The sequence below is a fragment of the Victivallis vadensis genome (assembly GCF_003096415.1).
Lineage (GTDB): Bacteria > Verrucomicrobiota > Lentisphaeria > Victivallales > Victivallaceae > Victivallis > Victivallis vadensis.
The window spans coordinates 44917-64827 of sequence record NZ_QEKH01000016.1 but is presented as its reverse complement, the minus strand read 5'-3'; the positions used below and the strand labels follow the sequence as shown (position 1 = coordinate 64827).

The 19911-nt window shown below is 62.5% G+C and carries 12 protein-coding genes; 4 read left to right on the top strand and 8 right to left on the bottom strand.

Translation table 11 applies throughout. The features are described 5' to 3' along the window. Positions 1-14 precede the first annotated feature (14 nt). The 6 genes from C8D82_RS10790 to C8D82_RS10765 form a co-directional block, all read right to left on the bottom strand. Positions 15-3173 carry a discoidin domain-containing protein gene (locus tag C8D82_RS10790; RefSeq protein ID WP_116884300.1) on the bottom strand — a complete coding sequence of 1053 codons (3159 nt, stop codon included), beginning with the start codon at positions 3171-3173 and terminating at the stop codon, positions 15-17. Between the two features lie 11 nt (positions 3174-3184). Beyond that, positions 3185-4207, bottom strand: a complete 1023-nt coding sequence (locus C8D82_RS10785) for a LacI family DNA-binding transcriptional regulator (RefSeq protein ID WP_116884299.1) — start codon at positions 4205-4207, stop codon at positions 3185-3187. 315 nt (positions 4208-4522) lie between these two features. Then, positions 4523-6466 carry an acetylxylan esterase gene (locus C8D82_RS10780; protein ID WP_116884298.1) on the bottom strand — a complete coding sequence of 648 codons (1944 nt, stop codon included), beginning with the start codon at positions 6464-6466 and terminating at the stop codon, positions 4523-4525. Positions 6467-6569: 103 nt separating this feature from the next. After that, positions 6570-8120 (bottom strand): sodium:solute symporter family transporter, encoded by a 1551-nt coding sequence (locus C8D82_RS10775; RefSeq protein ID WP_116884297.1) that lies wholly within the window; start codon positions 8118-8120, stop codon positions 6570-6572. 6 nt (positions 8121-8126) lie between these two features. Continuing rightward, positions 8127-10763 (bottom strand): FG-GAP-like repeat-containing protein, encoded by a 2637-nt coding sequence (locus tag C8D82_RS10770; protein WP_116884296.1) that lies wholly within the window; start codon positions 10761-10763, stop codon positions 8127-8129. 12 nt (positions 10764-10775) lie between these two features. Continuing rightward, entirely contained in the window at positions 10776-11564 is a 789-nt protein-coding gene (locus C8D82_RS10765) for a DUF1559 family PulG-like putative transporter (RefSeq protein ID WP_187144095.1), read from the bottom strand. 690 nt (positions 11565-12254) lie between these two features. Here C8D82_RS10765 and C8D82_RS10760 point away from each other — a divergent pair. Both C8D82_RS10760 and C8D82_RS10755 read left to right on the top strand, forming a co-directional pair. Beyond that, the gene (locus C8D82_RS10760) at positions 12255-13205 is read left to right on the top strand and encodes a dihydrodipicolinate synthase family protein (protein ID WP_116884294.1); all 951 of its coding nucleotides are present in this window, start codon (positions 12255-12257) and stop codon (positions 13203-13205) included. A 60-nt stretch (positions 13206-13265) separates the two neighbouring features. Beyond that, the gene (locus tag C8D82_RS10755; RefSeq protein WP_165833012.1) at positions 13266-14321 is read left to right on the top strand and encodes a LacI family DNA-binding transcriptional regulator; all 1056 of its coding nucleotides are present in this window, start codon (positions 13266-13268) and stop codon (positions 14319-14321) included. Between the two features lie 15 nt (positions 14322-14336). On the opposite strand, the gene C8D82_RS10750 is transcribed toward C8D82_RS10755, so the two are convergent. Further along, the gene (locus tag C8D82_RS10750; protein WP_116884292.1) at positions 14337-15731 is read right to left on the bottom strand and encodes an MFS transporter; all 1395 of its coding nucleotides are present in this window, start codon (positions 15729-15731) and stop codon (positions 14337-14339) included. A 164-nt stretch (positions 15732-15895) separates the two neighbouring features. Beyond that, entirely contained in the window at positions 15896-17125 is a 1230-nt protein-coding gene (locus C8D82_RS10745; protein WP_116884291.1) for a hypothetical protein, read from the bottom strand. A 181-nt stretch (positions 17126-17306) separates the two neighbouring features. Between C8D82_RS10745 and zwf the strand changes: the two genes are divergently transcribed. Next, entirely contained in the window at positions 17307-18791 is a 1485-nt protein-coding gene (gene zwf / locus C8D82_RS10740) for a glucose-6-phosphate dehydrogenase (protein WP_116884290.1), read from the top strand. 356 nt (positions 18792-19147) lie between these two features. Continuing rightward, on the top strand, positions 19148-19909 hold the full coding sequence (locus tag C8D82_RS10735) for a class I SAM-dependent methyltransferase (RefSeq protein WP_116884289.1): 762 nt from the start codon (positions 19148-19150) through the stop codon (positions 19907-19909). Positions 19910-19911 lie beyond the last annotated feature (2 nt).

Here is a 19911-nt window from a genome sequence, read left to right as displayed (position 1 = left end):
GTGTTCCCTCCTGTTTATCGGATCTGTGAAAATGTCCATTTCAGATCGCCGGTCCAGCTTTCGCCGGGACGGAGCTTCAGGCCGCGGCTGCTCTCCATTTCGAGGTTGCAGCAGCCGATACCGAACCAGAGCCGGGGCTTGCGGAACTTCTCCGGCGGGAAGTCCTGACGGATGCGGTATTGCTTCGACGGGCTGGTCAGCATCCAGAAGCCGTCTGAAAATTCCGGCGTGGAGCGGTCGCCCAGCCCGGTCCAGTACGGGATGTCCAGATTCTTGCCGCCGATCGGCAGCGTCAGCAGATCAGAGTGGCTGACCGCCTCGCCGCCGACCGTGTACTCCGGGTGCATATACCACGAACAGGCAAGCTCGCGGTCGCCGCGATTGTCAAGTTTCACATTCAAATTCAGCACGCCGCCGCCGCCGAGGGTCAGGGTCTTGGTCACGGCGAGCTTGCCCGGAGCGCCGGCGGAAAGCGTGAGGCCGTCCGGCAGCACTTTGACCTGATACGGCGCGTTGCGCCCGATGCCGAAGCCGTGCGGCGCTTTGACCTCGTCCCAGATGCAGTAGGCAAAGGCGATGTTGTGCAGTCCGCCCAGCCGGTCATACGGGACGGTGATCTGGTTGCACCCGGTGCGGCGGTCGTAGATTTCAAGGATGCGCCCGCCCCGGAGGGGATCAACGGTGACCTCCAGCGCATCGTCGGCCAGCACATAGACTTCGCTGCCGTAGCCGTACAGCTTCGCGGTCGAAACGCCCGGCTTTTCCGCAAGGCGGCGCACGAAAACCGTAGTCCTGTCGGAACGGCTCTCGTAGCGTCCCTCATAATGGATCGCCAGCTCGTACCGGTCGAGGATCAGCCCGGTTCCGGACGGCGCCGCGAGAACTGCGTGTTCGCTCTTGCCCGGCGCGAGCCTGACCGTCCGCGCCGCAAGCGTTTTGCCTTCCGGCGATTCGAGCGACAATTGCACGTCGAGTGTTTCGGAGGTCGGATTGGAGAGCGTTGCGCCGATCCCGGCACGATGCCCGGCTCCGGTGACCACGACTGAAGCGTCCGGCTTCAGGATGACCCGGTCGGCGGCAAGCTGTTTCTCCACCTTGGCGGTTTTGACCAGCTCGGCCGGGGCGGCGCTTTCAAGATAGACCGGGGCGGGGCCGTAGAGGGCCCGGAAGCTGCCGTCCGGAGCGGTTTTGACCTCCTTTTTACCGCCTGTCATCGCGGTGACGATGACGGTTCCCGGTTGGGTGCGGAAAGTTCCGGCCATCCCGGAAGCGCCGTTCCAGACGACGGTCACGTACCGTTTTCCCGCCGCTTTGCGGTAGACGTAGCCGTAGTTCACTTCGTCGGCTCCCTTCATTTTGGAATCGTACACGCAGTCGCCAAGTTCGCGGCCCAGCACCTGGCTGGCGAAATAAACGGGCTTTTTCTGGAGTTTGTAATCGACGAGGCCGAATGCGTGCTCGGTATAATTGGGGTCCTCCCCCTCGTCCCAGAAGCTGTACACGAACACCCGCCGAAAGCCGAGCACGTGCTGGATCACCAGCCCGCGCACCAGAAACGCGGCCTTGCGCTCCGGCGTCATCTCCCCGACCGGATTGGCGACGTTGCAGTCGGTGTAGCCGAATTCGGTGGTGATCATCGGCTTGTCCGCATCGCCGTATTTCGCCATGATCGCCTTGACCTTCGCGATCCGCTCGAACAGTCCCTCCGGGCTGCCGGAGGGATAGCCCGGCGGATAGCTGAAGTCGGCGGTATTGCCGAGGTAGTTGTGAACATCCAGTACGTCAAAGTGTTCTTTCGCTCCGGCAGCGTAGAACGCTTCGAGAAACTCCAGCGAGCGGCCGTCGAGGCAGACGGTCGGAGCATAAAGCAGCGCCTGCGGAATCTCCTTTTTCAGGTCGCGGTTGATTTGCGCCACCCGTTTGGCGTGTTCGCCGCCCCGGATGCCGTGCAGGTGCGGTTCGTTGCCGGAGCCGAAAAGGTGGATGCCGAGCTGTTTGCCGTTTCTGTAGTTGCGCTCCCCGGAAAAGGTCGTCACGGCGATGCCCCGGTCGTAGAATTTCCCGACGATTTCGGGATAGCTCTCCCACCAGCGGATCGTCCTGAACGGCGATTCGGCCAGCAGGTCCAGCGCGACGGTCTCCCATTCACGGGTACGCGGCGTATGGCGCGCTCCTCCGCCGCCCCAGAAATGGTTGATCGCAAGCATATCGCCGAAGGTCTTCAACTCCAGCGGTTGCGGCACGGTGTAGGTGAAAGGCTTCACCGCCGGGGATTCGCCGTCCTCGTAAACCGCCGTGACGCCGTAGTGGAGGGTGTCGCCGGGCGTCAGCGGATAGACGGTCGTTTTCGTGATGCGGGCCGGAAACTCACCGATCCGCTCGGCTTGGCCGGAAGCCGCATTTGAAAACGGCTTGGCCGAACGGTAGAGCCGGTAGTTTTTCACCTGTGAAGCCGAACCGAAACCGCTCCAGTCGAGCGCCAGCGCGCCGGAGCCGATGCCGCGCCCGGTCACGGCGACTTCGGGACGCTGGTTTTCCGGCAGCCAGACGGTCCGGTCGGCCCCCTGCGGCAGCCGGGCGCCCCAGACCGCCGCTTCGGCCAGAATCATCTGCATCCGGGCCGGATGCTTTTTGACCCGGAACTGCACATAACGGGCCATTGCCGGTTTCTCCAGCACGAGATCGATCCGCTCGCCCAGCTTCTCGGTCCGGTTCAGCAGGTCGTCCGCCGGTTTCACGCTGCCGACCGCGACGAATTTCTTGCCGTCGGAGCTGAGCAGGAGTTCCAGCGATTCGATTCCCTGCGTTCTGGTCTGCTGCGACCAGACCGAGGCGCGGGTGACCAGGTAGTCGGCCTTGAGGTCGATCACGAATGTGCCGTAATACTGGCCGCCCCAGTTGCCGAACGCCTGACAGTTGCCGTCGGAACCGCGCCGCCCGTCGAGCAGCACCCGGTTCGTTCCGTCCGGGCGGCTGCCGGTTTTCAGCAGTTCGGCGGATCCGGTCGCGAATTCGCCGTCGGTGATCCACGTCAGCGCCGCGCCGGTCGCGATCCGTTTCACGCCGGAATCGAATGCGTTTCCGGCCGGATTGTCCGAGAGCAGAAGATCGTCAGCTCCGGCAACGGTTGCGGTCAGCAGCACCGCGGCGATACAACCATAAATGTTCGACATGAAGATTCCCCCTATTTGACGGTGGTTACAGAGTCGCGGATCACCAGCTCGGTCCCGAGCGTCTCTTCCGGCAGCACGGTACGCTGCCCCTTCAGGAACTCATCGAGATAGCGGACCGCTCCGGCCCCGAGTTCGGTCAGCGGCTGGCGCACCGTGGTCAGAGCCGGATGCAGGTACTTGCCGTAGGGCAGGCCGTCGAAGCCGATCACCGAAATATCGTCCGGCACCCGCAGCCCCGCCTCCCAGCACGCCTTGATCGCCCCCATCGCCATCTCGTCGTTGGTGCAGAAAACCGCGGTCACGCCGGGCGCGTGTTTCAGCAGCGAACGGCACTGATCGAACCCCGCGTCCGCCGTCTGTTCGGTCGGATGGTGCGGCACGATCCACGCCGGATCGCCGGCGATGCCGTTCCGGGCGAGTACGTCCTTGTAGGCTTGAAGCCGCTGGGTGTGATTGTTGCTGTTGACAAGCGAGTTGCACAGGAAGCCGATCCGGCGGTGGCCGCAGGCGATCAGGTATTCCATCGCCTTGACCGCACCGGAATAGGATTCGTTGCCGATATAGCCCATCTTCGGGCCGGTCAGGTCGCTGTTGATCAGCATGGTCGGGATTTCGGCGTCGCGCAGGTCGTCCAGCTGGTCCGCGACCGGTTCGGCCGGCACGATCACCACCGCATCGCAGCGGCGCTCCCGGATGGTCTGCAGCAGTGTCTTGGCTTCCGGGCAGACCCGGTACAGCACCACGGTCACATCGAGGTTGCCGCCGTCGCTGTAGCCGGCGACCCCGTCGAGGATCTGGGTGATGTAGTCGTTGATCAAAGGCCCGTCCAGCGCGACCACGATGCCGATGTTCACCCGCCGTTCGACGCTCTTGGTCGGAGCGAAGTTGAACCGCTCGATCACCTCCGAAACCTTGCGCCGCACCGTTTCGCTGACGTCGGTGCGGTTGTTCACCACCCGCGAAACCGTCGCAACCGAAACACCCGCCTGTTCCGCCACCAGCCGGATATTGATGTCTTTTTTATGTCGTGCCATTCCCAATGCCCTTTGATTTATTTTCGTAAATTAATTATGACACAAACGGCATCAAAAAGCAAGTCTGTTTTTATTTATTTTCGTAAAAAAATAAATTTTGAGGGTATAAAACCGGTCATAACGGGGATTTCGCTGCTGATCGCGGCAAGCGGGGCGCTTCGCCAATTATGCCGCTCCTTTCCGCTTCTTCAGGGAATGGTGCGAGTTGGAGCATTGATGAAAATTTCCGCACCGGACTTGAAATGAAACGCACAAGGCCGCCGAAGGTAAAGTCTCCGGCGGCCCTGCGCGCTTATTACAAAGATCCTTTTGCGGCTACTTGCTCTCGCGCACGATCTTCTGCGGGTTCGGCGGCACGTAGCCGTGGGTGGAACCCTGATACCAGGTGATCTTTTTCGGACACTTCAGGTTGTTGTAGAAGACGGCCACGCCGGAGGGCGGGCAGGTGTAGTCGCCCAGACCGGCACGCGGCACTTCAACCATGCACCTGATCCGCTTCGCGAAGTTGATCGGGTCGTAATAATCCATCGACTTCTGATAGCCGATCCGCCAGCCGGCGGAGAGCCGCTGGAAGTTCTTCGCGCCGCCGAGGTCGCAGCACCACGGAATGCCCGGCAACGCGCGGGTGACGTCCGGGTCGAGTCCCGCCGCCCAGATGGTCTGGAGCCCGCCCTGGCTGCCGCCGGCGGCCACCAGCTCTTTGCCGTTCCACTGCGGCAGCTGCTTCACGAACTGCAAGGCCCGCATCACGCGCAGCGCCATGCCGTTGAAGTAGGCGGTTTCCGGGTCGGCGTTCTGCTTGGGATCGAACGCATAGCCCTGCCCGTTGGATTTGATGGACTCGCCGAATTCCCTGTAATAGTCGGCATCCCGGCCGAGTTCATAGCCATGGGCGTTGATATGGAAATCGATCCGGTTGCCCGGCCCGCCCTTCGGCGCGAAATCTCTGCCGCTGCGCATTCCGTAGCCGTCGAAACGGACCGTCGCCGGCAGCGATTTATCCCCGGCTCCGGCCGGAATGGTCAGATAGCCGGTCACCGGGCGCGGTCCGGGGCAGTCGATCGTGACCGCATAGACTTCGACCTTCGCATCGGGAGCGGACTTTTTGTCCATCGTGAATTTGAGCGGCATCGCGGCGAGCTTCACCTTCTGCTTGTCCCAGAAGGCGTCGAAATCCTCCGGCTCCGGGGTTCCGGTCAGCTTTTCCGGCTCGACCGCCGCGCCGCCGTCGAAAAAGACCGGCTCCATCTGCTTGCGCGCATTCAGCTTGCGGACGGTGCGCCCGGACTTATCCGCCAGCGTCGCGTAGATGCGCACGAAACCGGGACGGTCGAGGCTGGTCCTGACCACCACGGGCTGATCGGAAACCTTCCCCTGCCCGCTCTCTTTCCTGCCGTCGTCGCCGGTCCGGGTCCACTTGATGAAGTAGTCTCCGGTCGGCTTTTGCCCCTTGAGATCGGCCGTCAGCGTGAAGGTCATGGTTTCGCCGAGCCTGTAGGCGAGCGGGTCCTTGTCGGTCACGCCGGTCAGCAGCACATTGGCCGGGTTCAGCGCGACCACTTCGCTGACCTTCAGGTTGTCGAACTTCCCGACGATGAAAAGCTCGGCGTTTTTGTAATTCCGGGCAGAACTGGTGAAGGTCCAGTCCGGGTTTCCGGCGGGACTGTTGCCGATGCCGAGGTCGCAGGAGTCGTTGGCGGTGAATTTGTTGAAGGCAAACACGGTCTGTTTTTCCAGATAGTTATGGACCTGGAAGGAGCCGTAGTTGCCGCCGGGCATCACCTGGTCGCCGAAATCGAACTTGTCGGTCGCGCCGGGAATGCCCTTTATATTTTTACCGCCGTAGTTGCGGCCCCAGATTTCAATATTGCCCTTCTCGAATTTGCCGGTTTTGACGCCGTCGACGTTGCTGAACACCTCAAGGTTGCTCACATAGGTCTGGAAAACCTCGGATTCAGGAGAGGGAACTCCGGCCAGCCCGGGAACCTGCGTGAAAGCGTCCATCGAAGTGAACACCCAGCTCACCTTGTCGGCCTTGTCGGTCAATTTAAGCAGATAGCCGATCCGCTTCAGGTCGCCGGAGAGTGCTTCGGAACGGTCGACGGCATATCCCCTCGCTCCCCATTCCTTCGGATTGAGTTTGCCGATCAACTCATACTCCTTCGCCTCCGGCACCAGCGCCGTAAGTTCGGGAACCTCCGCCTGCGCCGCGACGCCTCCCAGAAGCGCCGCCGTCATCATCCATCGAAACACCTTCATCGCTTCTCCCTGTTTTAAGTTGAATGAATCAAGGAACTTCTGCAATATATCCGCCGTACCGCCATTTTCAAGGCGCCCCGGGAGCGTTTTCCCCGATTTTCCTCTATTCCGTCATTGCCGGAAGGCCGGGCTTCGGGTTGCCGCCGAAGCTGCCGGGCGGCAGCGTCCACACCGTCAGCCGTTCCAGATTCCGGCGGTTCGGCCGGAAAAGGGCGACGCCATAGGCGACCGGAAACGATACCGCGTTCACGATGATCGTGGTCCAGTAGGAGTGCACCGGCAGCGCCAGAACCGGCGGCAGCCAGCCGAACGTGTTCAGCATCAGATAGAAGTTGCATGCGAGCGCGACAGCGGTCCCGGTGATCACGGCGCAGTTTCCGACGCGGGTGGTGAAGAAGCCGAGCAGGAAGATGCTCAGCACGCCGCCACCGAACAGCGAGCCGATGATCAGCCCGAAGTCATTCATGCTCTCCTTGGGGATATAACAGATCGCGATCGCCCCGCCGATCATCAGCACGCTTGCCGCTCCGGCGATCAGTTTGGCGATCACCAGACAATCGCGGTCGGAACGCACCCGGCCGAACCGCTTCACGAAGTCCACCGTGCAGATCGTCGAAATCGCGTTGATCGAGCTGGACTGCGACGACATTGCCGCCGCAAGGCAGGCCGCGATGATGGTTCCGCCGACAAACGGCGGAGTGCGGGTCAGGATGAAGTGGGGCAGCACCTCGTCCGCCGCCATCGCCGCGACCGCCGGTTCCGGGAACACATGGTAAAACGCGAACATGCAGCTGCCGAGAAAGAAGAAGCTCATCCATGTCGGCACGCTCATGAACATGCAGATCAGCGTCGCCTTGCGCGCCTCGCGCAGCGACTTCGACGCGATGTAACGCTGCACCACATTCTGGTTGCCCGCGTATTCGTTGGTGAAATTGACCAGTCCCAGCAGCAAGACCACAAAGAAGGTGCGTTCGCCGAAGCCTCCCTCCAGCGGGCCGAGGCTGAACTTATTGAATTCCGTGCCGATTTCGATCACCTGCCCGAAGCCTCCGGGCAGGTCCCAGACCATCAGTCCGAGGCAGAGCAGCCCGCCGCCGAGCAGGATGAAGGTCTGCACCACATCGGTCCAGATCACCGCCTCGATGCCGCCGAATACGGTGTAGACGCTGACCACCACCCCGCCGACGATGATGATCCATAAAATCGGAATGCCCAGCATCCCCTCGATCGGGATCGACACCAGATAGAGGATCATCGCGAGGCGCACCACCTGCAGCACCAGAAAGCTCAACGCCGCATAGGAACGGACCAGTACGCCGAACCTTTTTTCCAGATACTCATACGCGCTGGTCAACGCCCCCTGCCGGAAGAGCGGGATAAAGAAGATCAGCGCGATCACCGCCACAAAAGGCAGCGCCAGATTCGTGACCGCCTGCCGGTAGTCCAGTACGTAAGCCGCCGCCGGAATCGCCAGGAAGGTCACCGAACTGATCGAAGTGCCCAGCATCGAAATCCCGACCGCCCAACCTGGAAAGGAGCGGTTGCCGAGGAAGTACGCCTCCGTGCTGGTATTCCTGCGGGCGAACCACAGCCCCATTCCGGCCATTCCCGCCAGAAACAGGATGATTGCGACAAGGTCCCAGAGTCTGAACATGATGCGTCACCTTTCCTGTGCCGGTTCCCGGCGGATGCGCAGGCCGTCCCGCCCGAACCAGTAGATTTTACCGTCCTCGGCCCCGACGATCAGATCCTCGCGGCCGTCGCCGTCAAGATCGGTCGGGAATACCGAGCTGTTGTGGGTGTGGAAGTGGAAGCGTTCGCCGTCCGCCTGTTCCAGCTCCTGCAATCCGCCGAACCGGGGGGCCGCGTTGCTCCCGACATTGCGGAACAGACAGGGGACCGCCCCTTTCGGGCGCGACAGATGTTTCGGCCAGATTTCCCGGTAGACGCCGAGGTTGTGTCCCCAGAGCAGATCCCACACGCCGTCGCCGTCCCAGTCGGAAACCGCCAGCTTGGCCCGTCCCCAGTGTCCCCGCACGCCGCAGAGCCGGATCGGTTTCCCGGATGCGTCCGGCAGCTTTACGATCCGCGCGATTTCGGTCGAACCGCTTCGAGCCGGAACGGCGGCGGCCAGGTCGCCGTCCCAGTCGAGAAAGAGCAGCACCGCGCGGTTTTCGCCGCCGAAGCCGTACCGGGCGGGGAGGATTGCCGGACGCACCCGCCACGCCGCCGGCAGCGGTTTGCCCCGGAACAGGAACGGTTCGGAGCGCACCTCTCCCGGTCTGCCCGCCACCGGGCGGTACAGCTTCACCGCACCCCGGATGTCATTGGTCACGATCTCGTTGCGTCCATCACCGTCCCAGTCGCCGATTGTCGGCTGCAGGTAGCCCCACCGTTTTTCGTGATATCCCTGAATCGAACCGGAAGGCCCCGCCTGATGGTGGACGATACGGCCGTTTTCCCGCAGGTGGACCGGAGCGCCGTACACCAGCGGATCGGCGGTCCCCGGCCAGAAGATCAGATAGCCGGAGGCGTCGCCGGTGATCAGGTCCGGCACGCCGTCGCCGTCCCAGTCGCCGCGCGCCGGAGTCACCAGCGTATCGGTTTCGACCAGCCCGCCGCGCTGCAATGCGGAACCGGCTTCGGTGAAGTCGCCGGGACAGCGGCCGCGGTAAACGGTGATCCTTCCCGGATTTCCGGCGGCGATCAGTTCCTGATGGCCGTCGCCGTCGAGATCGGCGGCGCGCAGTGATTCGATCCAGTAATTTTCCGTCATGCTCCTTTCCCGCAGCAAATCGGCGGCCGGACCGCAGCGCATCGCAGCACCGTCAGGGAAGATCGGCATCGCCAGCAGCCGGTCGACGTCGCCCGCGACGATCAGGTGCGGGACGCCGTCCAGCCGCAGCAGCGCCGGTGCGGGGGCGGGCGGATAGGTTTTCCACTGCAGCGGCATCACGGTATCGCGGGCCAGGATCGGTTTCGGTTCACCGAACCGGAACGCCTCTCCGTCCGGCTCGCCCTTCGCCCAGAAAAAGCGGTAGCGGCACTCCTCGCCCAGCCACTTCCCGGCGATGTCGTAGCCGCGCCCCGGCCCGCTGTTTTCGGCTTCCCGGCCGTTGAAGAACGACACCCCGTCCGGCGCATTGCGGTTCCACTCCTCCGGGTCGGCAGCGGCGGCGACCAGATCGGGCACGCCGTCCCCGTCGAGGTCGCCGATCACCCAGCCGCGCGGCGCCAGCTCCCCGAACGCCTGACAGTAAGGGCGGTTCCCGACCGATATCGGCAGGGGGGAACCGAACTTCGGCGCGCCCGGCTTGCCGGTGTTCCGGTAAAAGACCAGTTGTCCGGGAAACGGCGTACCCTCCCCGGAGGCGATCAGGTCGAAGCCGCCGTCCGGGCGGCGCAGCGTCTGGAAGTCCCGCCCAGTCAGCCCGATGCTCTCGCCGCTGTCGAACACCGGCACTCCGTCGCGGTCGCGATTCAAATTCCGGTACAGCATCACCCGGTGGCCGTGAAAACGGCCCGCCCCGCTGACCAGCAGATCGCGCGCGCCCGGCCCGCTCCACGGCACGATTTCGGCGGTTCGCGCGATCGTCCCCGCGATCGGATGGATCACATCGGCGGCCACCTTCAGCGCCGGATGGGGCAATTGCAGCGGCGGCAGTTCCCGGGCCTCAGACAGGTGCGATTCGGCGCCGGACTCCCGGAACGCTTGCTTCACTTCAGCCGCCGACAGCGCCCGGTCGATCACCCGAAGCTCCCTGATCTCCCCCTGCAGCAGCCGGATGCCGCCCAGCTCCTGCCCGACGGCGATCCGGTTCCACGGCCCCGCGCCCGGCGGGACCGGCAACGCGGCGACCGCCGCGCCGTCCGCGTACAGTACGGTTTCCGCTCCGGTATGCACCAGCGCCAGCCGGACCCATTCGCCGAGCGGCAGTTCGCCCCGGGCCATCGCCCCCTGTCCCTTCGCGGCGCTCCCCCGCAGGTGAAGCTGCAGACGTTTTCCCAGAACCCGGATCAGGCACTCCCCCGCCTCCGGCCGCCCCTGCAGCAGCACCACTCCGGCGGGCGAAGTCCGCGAAAATTCCTCCTTGCCGCCCGCCGGCCACGCCCGCAACCGGAGTTTCAGTTGTACCGTGAATGTCCCCGCGAGCGGCTGTTCCAGCGCGAACGCCGGAAGCGTGTTCCTGCCGTCGAACGTCAGCGCCTCCTTTTCCAGCATCACTCCGCCCGCCGCCGCAATTCCCAGCAGCCAGCATATACCGGCTCCCAGCATGGTTCGATATCGTCTCATCATCTGTCTCTTTCCTCACTTCCGCCCGAAGTAGACGGCACGGTCGCTGATGTTGTCGTAAATTTCCGGGTGCGGCGCCCCCGCCACGTGGAAGTCGGCGAACAGGATGTTGCAGCCGCGCCCGTTGTAGTGCCGCTCCCCGTGCCGGTCGTTGGTCGAAAGCGGATTTCCCAGCTCGTGCCAGCTCGACTGCGAAAAACCGGCATAGGTCAGCCCGTCCGTCAGGTCGCTGATCAGGATCGTCCGGCTCGGCGTGGCCAGCCGCTTGAAGGGAATCGTGCCGGAATAGAAATTCCTGGCCCGCGTGGTTTTACTGATGTCCCCGACCAGATCCGCATTGATTCCATAGCAGGTGTAGTAAACATAGGTCACGCCGTTCATTTCCAGCGTCGCCGGAGTCAGCGTCTTTTCCGGCGCCGACGGGCACGCGAACAGTTCCGACTTATTCGGCAGCAATCCCGAAACCAGCAGCATCTGGTGCCACGTCAGGCTCGTGCGCGCCATATCCTGAACCGCCGTCGGCAGTCCGTCATACGCATCCACGTACAACAGCTCCGCCTGTCCCAGCTGCCGCAGGTTGTTGATGCAGTTCGATGTGCGTGCGCTCTCGCGCGCCTTGTTCAGCGCCGGCAGCATCATCGCCGCCAGAATCGCGATGATCGCTATTACAATGAGCAGCTCAATGAGGGTGAATTTTGTGATGATCGGCCTTAAGCGGCGATATGCGGGGGGCGTGTCCGCCGCCCCCCGCACCCCCTGCGTCCGGCAAGGTGCCGGTGCCGCGTACAGGGCGGTGCAGTGCAAAGACGCGGTCGGTCGGCGGAGGGAAGAAGATCCGCAATAACGTGAAGTTGTCTTCCCGCTTTTCTGCGGAAAAACAACTTCACGTTTTTGCTCCGACTTGCCGCTTGCAGAGCATTGGCGGAGGCGTGAGAGCTTGCCGAGAGTGAGGGAGATGTTGAGGAAATTTGGTACGGGGAGAGACGCGGCGCAAGTCGCCGCTTTCTCGCCCCCGCCCCCCTCTCTTTTACGCAGAGCGGGAACGAGGGGCCGGGGAAATAATGTGCCCCGGCGGTGTAAGCTGTTGAGAATGTTCATAAGACGGAAGCCTTTCTGTCATTGGTTCACCATTTCTTCAATTCGATTCGGTCCGCCATTTTAATTATAGCAAAAAAAGTGCGGCATGACAAGTCTTTTTCTAAAAATTATTGGAAAATTATTTTATATTTTCAAGAAAATTTTCAGAAAATATTATTATATTGCCATATTCCTGCAATGATCGTAGTTGCAAAAACCGGGTCCCGGCTCTTTGAAAATAAAAAATATTAAAAATTTTCAGAAAATATATTGACATTTTCAAGAAACTTTGGTATAATGATAGGCAGATGCAGATGATTCGGCCGCCACCGCAATCCGGCGCATCTGTTTTTCATTGTCCGCAAACAACCTTCAACGCAGAAACCGCGCAATCATGCCGGTTTCGGAAAGTCATTCATGAAACAGAATTTTTCCCCTCTGCCGTCCGGCGTCTGGCCTCCGGCGCTGACCGCCTTCACTCCCTCCGGCGAACTGGATCTGCCCGGCAACCGCGCGTTGTTCGAGTGGTACGCTTCCGCCGGCGTCGACGGCCTTTTCGTGTCGTGCCTGACCGGGGAGCTGAACTGCCTGTCCATCGATGAGATCCTGCAACTGAACCGCCTCGCGGTCGAAACCGCCGCCGGGCGTTTCCCGGTGGTCGGCGGCGTGATGCCGGCGGCTCCCACGCCGGAAACGATTGCCGCGGATGTGCTGCGCCTCGCTGAAACCGGCGTCGCCGCTTCGGTCGTGCTGGTCTCGCAACTGGCCGCGCCGGAGGAGGACGACGACCGGCTGCTGGCCAACGCCGACCGGCTGCTGAAGCTGACCGGCGACCTGCCGCTCGGGCTGTACGAGTGCCCGAAGCCCTACCATCGGCTCCTGCGGGAAAAGACTCTGGCGGAGCTGGCCGCGACCGGCCGGTTCGTGTTCTTCAAAGACACCTGCTGCGACATCGGGCGCATCCGCGAGCGCATCCGGCTGGTGCGCGGCACGCCGCTGCGGCTCTTCAACGCCAACGCTGCGACGCTGCTTGATTCGTTCCGGGCCGGAGCCGGCGGCTACTGCGGCGTCGGCGCAAACTACTACCCGGAACTTTTCCGGCTGCTGTGGGCGCACCGCGATTCGGAACAGGCCAAGAAGCTTCAGCAGTTCATCGCGACCAACGACGCGATGGCCGACCTCGGCCGCGCCTATCCGGTTTCCGCCAAATACATGGCGCAGCTGCACCGCCTCCCGCTGTCGCTCCGCTGCCGGATCACCGAACGCACCATCGGCGACGGCGACCGGCAAACACTGCGGCAGCTCGGCGCCGACGCAGAACGGCTGATCCGTCGTTTTTCCGCGAACGCGGTGATGGAAACCGCTTGAAAAACGGCAAACCGCAAGTATTTTTTGATAAAGCAAAGATTCACAACCCGACGGAGCCTCGTGAAAAAGATTCCCATCAGCAGGATCGCAGCCGAAGCGGGCGTATCGCTCGCAACGGTTTCGCGCGTATTGAACCGCCGCCCCGGCGTCTCGCCGGAGCTGGAAAAAGCAGTGCAGACGGCCATCCGCAAACACGGCGGAGACCCCGCTGAACAGTGCCGTTCCGCCTCCGGCGGCCGCAGGCTCCGGCACGGCGCGATCGCGCTGCTGCTGTTGGCGGAGGACTGTTTTTTAACCTACTCGTCGGTCGCGCAGAAGAGTTTTCACGGGGTGATCTGCGCCGCGCGCGAGAACCATCTCTCCTGCATCCACGGGATCGTCCGCTCCGGCGGCGAACTCCCCCCGGCGGTGCGGCAGCACAAGGTGGACGGGCTGATCCTCGCGGGACAGACTCCCGACCGCGCGCTGGTGGAGGCGCTCGCCGATTTCCCGGCCTGCTGGATCACCTCGCACAGCGAAAACGGCGACTCCGCGCTGGCCGGAAACGACCGCATCGCCCGGCTGGCGCTGGATTATCTGGTCAGGCGGGGCCACCGCCGCCTGGCTTACGTGAATGCGCTGCCGGAGATCACCGCGATCCGTACCCGCGGCGAATATTTCCAGTTTTTCGCGGAAAAAGCCGGAATCCGCACTGAATTCTGCGTCGCCCGCCGCGCCGCGATCGACCTTTCCTCCTCCGAACCGGACCTCGCCGCGCTGGAACGCTCGCTTGAGGAGCTGATCGCCCCCTGCCTGAATGCGCCGGACCGCCCCTCCGGATTTTTCGTGCCGATGGATTTTCAGGTCGCGCTGCTCTACCGCATCCTGCCCCGGCTGGGCTTCCTGCCGGGCCGCGACCTCGAGATCATCGGCTGCGACGGCGAACTCGCCGCGCTGGCAGGGCTGTCGCCGCGTCCCGCCACCATCGAAATTCCCGGCGACGCGATCGGCCGCCAGGCGGTGGAACAGCTGCTGCAGCGCCTGACCGGGCAGGAGCATACTCCGCACCGGATCGACATCGTGATCGAGCCGCGCCTGATCGAAGGCGACGCTCCGGCCGGCGTTTTCCGCTCCTGAACCGGCGCGGCGGCGTCAGGCCGCCTCCTCCTTTGAGGCGTGCGCTTCCGGCAGCGGAGCCTGATAATTTTCATCGCCGCCGTACTTCAGGTAATAGCGGTAGACCTTGAACAGCGAGAACAGCCCGACCACGCCGATTGCCGCGCCGAGGATGAACACATACACGTAGTTGTGGTCGAGCCCGTCCAGAATCACGCCGACCACCGGCGCGATCAGCACCGCGGCGATCGCCAGCAGCATCTGGAGCGCGGAGTTGAACTGGGCGTAAAGCGCCTTCGGGAACAATCGCTGCGTATAGGAGGCCATCAGGGTATTGAAAGCCATGATGGTCAGCTCGTGGGCCACGAAGAAGATCACGAACGTGGTGATGTCGCGGATCACCAGCCATGCGACGACCTGCACCACCAGCAGCAGCGACATGCTGGCGATGCCGGTGCGGATCGGGTGGAATTTATCCGACAGGAAACCGAGCGCGAAGCTCATGATCACCGCCGTCAGGAAGATGCCCGCGGTGATCTTGCCGAACGTCCCCATGCTGAGCCCGAGGTCTTTGGCGTAGAAGATCACGAAAGTGTTGAGCGGCAGCACCGAGTGCGAGCAGCACACCTGCGCCAGGATCACCCAGCGGTAGTAGGGCATGGAGAAACATTCCCGGAAATAGACCCGGACCGCGCTGAAAAAACTGCGGCGGTGGTCGTCGCTGCCGTCATCGACCGGCGGCGGATACTTCCCCTCTTTGACCTTGAGGCAGATGGAGTAAAGTCCGATGCAGTAGAAAATGCCCAGTGAGATGAAAATCCACATCGAATGGGTTTCGGCGTGGCCGAGCAGGAATGCGTTAAAGAGCATCGCGCAGATCAGACTGACCGCCCGGAACAGCGCGAGAAAGCGGCCGATCAGCGCGGTCGGCACCACATCGTTGGCCAGCGCGACGAAGATCGCATTGGTCAGCGTGGTTCCGAAGTCGAGCAGAATCCAGAAGAAGCCGAACACCAGCAGCGAAGCCATATTCACGGAAAGCCGGTCGGCCCCGATATGGGCGGAAAGCCAGTTGCCCAGCATCGGCGTGAAGCCGAGCCCGATCAGGCCGACCACCACAAACGGCGTGGTCTTCATCAGGAACGGGATGCGCCGCCCCCACTTGCCGCGGTGCCGGTCGGACCGGTAGCTGATGATCGGCATCAGGAAGATATTCGTAAAACACGGAAACGAGACCATCATCACCGTGTAAACGAAGTCGGATATCCCGAAGGACTTCACCATCAGCCCCGCGACATACCCGACCGACCGCTCTTTCAGACCCCACGCGAAATCGCCCCAGAGCAACCAGATGAAGAGCAAGATGATGCCGGTTGTCGTGTAAGTAAGCGTTCCCGCCCGCCAGATTTTCTGTTCTTTTGCTTCTGCCATGAAATCCCTCCCGAAATATCATCATTATACTTCCGTTTGAAGATTCTTGCAAGCGAAAGGAAAGAGCGGAGGAAAGGAAATGAGGAAAAGTGCAACAAAAAATGATCCAGATTGATCCAAACTCGAATAAATCACAGAATTTCTCGAAAGAATGTTGTAAAAGCCTACGGCTGCTGCCGGTCGAGCAGTTCCAGCAGGCGCGATTCGCGTTTCGCCTCGCCGCCGGGTGCGGGGAAGTGTTCCGGCAATGCGCCGGTAACATCCGGTACGCCCAGGTCGGTCAGCAGCCGGTACCATGCCAGCCGCCAGGCAAGCCGCGCCTCGTTCGCCTTGATCCGGGCAGTGCGGTTGGCGGGATCGACTTCCACGGCAAGCGAGTGCAGCCGGTATTCGTCGTAGGCGCGGTTCAAGCTCCGCCAGTCCAGTTCCACCTCGAACGCGGCTCCGACAGCACAGGCCAGCGCCGCAATCCCGCGCAGGTCCGCCGCCGGATCGTTCAGCCGCAGGCCGTCGAGCTTGCGCGGCAGCCGGAACAGCGACTCCGCCAGCAGCAGTTCGGCGGCCCGGTCGAACCGGTAGAGCTTCCGGACCAGTTCCGGGAACGACGCCGAAAACGATGTTCCCGCCGATTCCGACCGGTTCATCGCCGCGTACCGCTGGAGCGCCGCCGGCTCCGCCGCCACGGGCCGGACCTCGGCCAGCGTGGAAAAATCGATCTTTTCCAACTCCGCCGTCGGCAAACCGGTTGCGAGGCGCAACTCCATCAGCAGCGAGTTTTCCTCCCGGCGCAGGTCGGGAAGCCGCGCCTCGTCCTCCAGTCCGATCGCTTCGCGCACCGCCGCCAGCCGCGACCAGAGCGCCAGTTGGGAATAATCCAGCAACTGCCCCGCCCGGCTGTTCCTCGCCCGCGCCATATCCGCGTTGTCGGGGAGGCTCAACAAATAATTATAGGCGATCGCATCGTCGAGATAACGCAGACGCGGGTCGCCGTCCGGCCAGTACTGCGCCGGAGTGCTCCGCAAGGAAGAGATGATATCGGGCAGCAGCAGCAGTTTGCGGTTTTCGACGTGTTCGCCGGCCAGCTCCTGCAGCGATTCGACCGTCAGGATCTCCAGCAGGTTGTAGCGCGCCTCCCGAAGCGCCTGCGCCAGCGGGAACACCGCGCGCAGCGGAGGCGGCTCCACCTCCACCTCCGGCTCCGGTACCGGAACAGCCGCCGGAGTCACGGGCAACGGTATTTCCTCCACCGCCGCCGAGGGGCCGGGGGCGGGAGTCGCCTCCGCCTCCGGCATTTGCTCTTCCGCAGGAGCGGACGCGGGCAGACGCCAGGCGGGAAGCGGGCCGCAGCCGGCCAGCAGCAGAAGCGAGATTCCCGTCAACAACCGTTTCAGCATACCGTTCCTCATCGTAAACATACAGACTGAAAAATACCACCGGCCGGGAAGGTTTTCAAGATTCAAACCGTTCCGGGAGCAAATAATTCCGTAAAACCATTGAAAAAAACGCCGATCCGGCTATTTTAAAACATATGGAGAACTATGATTGACAGTCGATAACCTCTGAGGAGAATCAATTATGCTGGAAAGCAACTACTGGCGCGGCAATTTCTGCATCGAAGTCAGCCCGGCCCCCGGAACTTTGGTCATCTTCGGCGCTTCCGGCGACCTCGCCAGGCGCAAACTCTATCCGGCGCTGTACCACCTGTTCCGGCGCGGGCTGCTCCATGAGGAGTCCCGGATCGTCGGCTGCGCCCGCACCGCCTACAGCGACGACGGCTTCCGCGACCACATCCGCCCCGAACTCACCGGCGGCACCGATGCGGAGCTGAACGAATTCCTGCGGCGCATCCACTACCATGGACTCGACTACAACAGGGCCGAAAACTACCACGCCCTCGGACAACGGCTCGACGAGCTGGAAAAAGGCAGCGAACTTCCCGCCAACCGCACCATCTATCTGGCGATGCCCGCGGCGCTCTATCCCGCCATCATCGAACAGCTTTACGCGACCGGCCAGCTCACCGAACCGGAGGACGGCAGTTCGTGGCGGCACGTGGTGCTGGAAAAGCCTTTCGGCCGCGACACCGCCTCCGCCGAAGAACTGGATATCCAGCTGCACCGCTATCTCAAAGAGGACCAGATCTACCGGATCGACCACTATCTGGGCAAGGACACGGTGCAGAACATCATGATGCTCCGCTTCGCGAACCTGATCTTCGAGCCGGTCTGGAACAGCCATTACATCGACCACATCCAGCTCACCGTCGCCGAAACCCTCGGGGTGGAGCACCGGGCCGGCTACTACGACCAGTCCGGCCTGCTGCGCGACATGTTCCAGAACCACATGCTCGAAATGCTGGCGATGGCGGCGATGGAGATGCCCAGCTCGTTTTCGGCGGACGCGGTGCGCGATGAAAAGGTGAAGCTGATCCAGTCGATCCGTCCCTTCGACCTCAAACATCTGCACGATTCGGTGGTACGCGCCCAGTATCAGGGATATCTTGACGAACCCGGAGTCAAGCCGGACTCGACCACGGAAACCTATGTGGCGGCCAAGCTGATGATCGACAACTGGCGGTGGAGCGGGGTGCCGTTCTACCTGCGTTCCGGGAAGAAGCTGGCGAAGCGTAAGAGCGAGATCGCGATCGTGTTCAAGACGATTCCGCACTCGATTTTCGCGCCGATCAAGGCGAGCGACATGCAGCCGGACACGCTGGTATTGAAAGTGCAGCCGGACGAGGGGATGGAGCTGACGATCCAGGCCAAACAGCCCGGCCCGAAGCTCTGCATGGGGGGCTTGAGCCTGAACTTCCGCTACTCCGAACTTCCGGGCGGGGAGAGCTTCGAAGCATACGAGCGGCTGCTGCTGGACGCGATGCTCGGCGACCAGACGTTGTTCATCCGCAGCGACGTAATCGCGGAGAGCTGGAAGCTGTTTACGCCGGTGCTGGAAAACTGGCAGCATGACTGCCCGCTGGTCACCTATGCGCCCGGCAGCGACGGGCCGACGGAAGCGAACCGGATGCTGTTTCTGGACAACCGCGAATGGCGCGAACTCTGAAAAAATAAAACTTAAAAAGAACAGCCGCGCAGCGGCGTCGCCACCGGCAGCTTGCCGGGCTTGGTCCGGCGGAGAAGCGCTGGTCGAAGGCGGAGGGAGCGCGCAGGCGCGGCTCCCGGAACCTTCGAAATGTAAGGCCGGCGAATGCCGACCGCAACCGAAACAGTACCACCCGGCGGAGCGCGCGATCATTCAAAGAAGCAAAGCGCCTTTGAGTGATCGGTTCAGCGCGCGGAGCCGCCGCGAGGGGCGTCAACAGCACATCCTAATTGCAGACGCCGCCACGCGGGCGCGAGAGCGTCCCTCACGGCGTAAAGTGTTTTTTTTGAAAAAAACAACAGAACAGGACGATACACATGCAGGACAACACTGAAAAATTCACCGGCCTCGGCGAGGTCTACCGCCGTTACCGCCCCGGCTACCCGGCGGCGCTTTTCGACTGCCTGAAAACCTTTCCCGGCGTCGGACCCGACACCGTCGCCGCCGAAATCGGTTCCGGCACCGGCATTTTCGCGCGGCTGCTGCTGGAACAGGGAATACGCCGCCTTTACGCAGTCGAACCCAACGCCGATATGCGCAAGCAGGCGGAACGCGAGCTGGGCGGAATGCCCGGCTTCGTCTCCGTCGTCGGCGCCGCCGAACGCACCACGCTGGCGGCGGGAAGCGTCGACGCGGTCTTTGCGGTACAGGCGTTCCACTGGTTCGACCCGGTGCAGTTCCGGGAGGAGTGCCGCCGCATCCTGCGGAGCGGCGGTCCGGTGATCCTGATCTGGAACAGCCGGATCGAGACAGACCCGCTCATGGCGGAATGCCGGGAAATCTGCCGGAAGCACTGCCCGGATTTCACCGGTTTCTCCGGCCACTCCAGCCGTTCCGGGAAAGAGGCGGTTTCGGAGTTTTTCGCCGGAAAATTCGAAAGCCGGGAGTTCCCGAATCCGTTGTGGATGGATCGGGAAACCTTTCTCGGGCGCAATCTGTCCAGCTCCTACGCTCCGCGCCCCGATGCCCCGCAGTACCGGCCTTTCGTGGAAGAACTCGGCGCCCTGTTCGACCGGTACGCCGAAAACGGACAGCTCCGCTGGAACAACGCGACCCGCTGCTATTCGGGACGGCTGTAGGC

Excerpts from the sequence above, each read along its gene's own strand:
- C8D82_RS10790 (WP_116884300.1), bottom strand. The coding sequence starts at position 3,173 with ATGTCGAACATTTATGGTTGTATCGCCGCGGTGCTGCTGACCGCAACC.
- C8D82_RS10785 (WP_116884299.1), bottom strand. The coding sequence starts at position 4,207 with ATGGCACGACATAAAAAAGACATCAATATCCGGCTGGTGGCGGAACAG.
- C8D82_RS10780 (WP_116884298.1), bottom strand. The coding sequence starts at position 6,466 with ATGAAGGTGTTTCGATGGATGATGACGGCGGCGCTTCTGGGAGGCGTC.
- C8D82_RS10775 (WP_116884297.1), bottom strand. The coding sequence starts at position 8,120 with ATGTTCAGACTCTGGGACCTTGTCGCAATCATCCTGTTTCTGGCGGGA.
- C8D82_RS10770 (WP_116884296.1), bottom strand. The coding sequence starts at position 10,763 with ATGATGAGACGATATCGAACCATGCTGGGAGCCGGTATATGCTGGCTG.
- C8D82_RS10760 (WP_116884294.1), top strand. The coding sequence starts at position 12,255 with ATGAAACAGAATTTTTCCCCTCTGCCGTCCGGCGTCTGGCCTCCGGCG.
- C8D82_RS10750 (WP_116884292.1), bottom strand. The coding sequence starts at position 15,731 with ATGGCAGAAGCAAAAGAACAGAAAATCTGGCGGGCGGGAACGCTTACT.
- C8D82_RS10745 (WP_116884291.1), bottom strand. The coding sequence starts at position 17,125 with ATGCTGAAACGGTTGTTGACGGGAATCTCGCTTCTGCTGCTGGCCGGC.
- zwf (WP_116884290.1), top strand. The coding sequence starts at position 17,307 with ATGCTGGAAAGCAACTACTGGCGCGGCAATTTCTGCATCGAAGTCAGC.
- C8D82_RS10735 (WP_116884289.1), top strand. The coding sequence starts at position 19,148 with ATGCAGGACAACACTGAAAAATTCACCGGCCTCGGCGAGGTCTACCGC.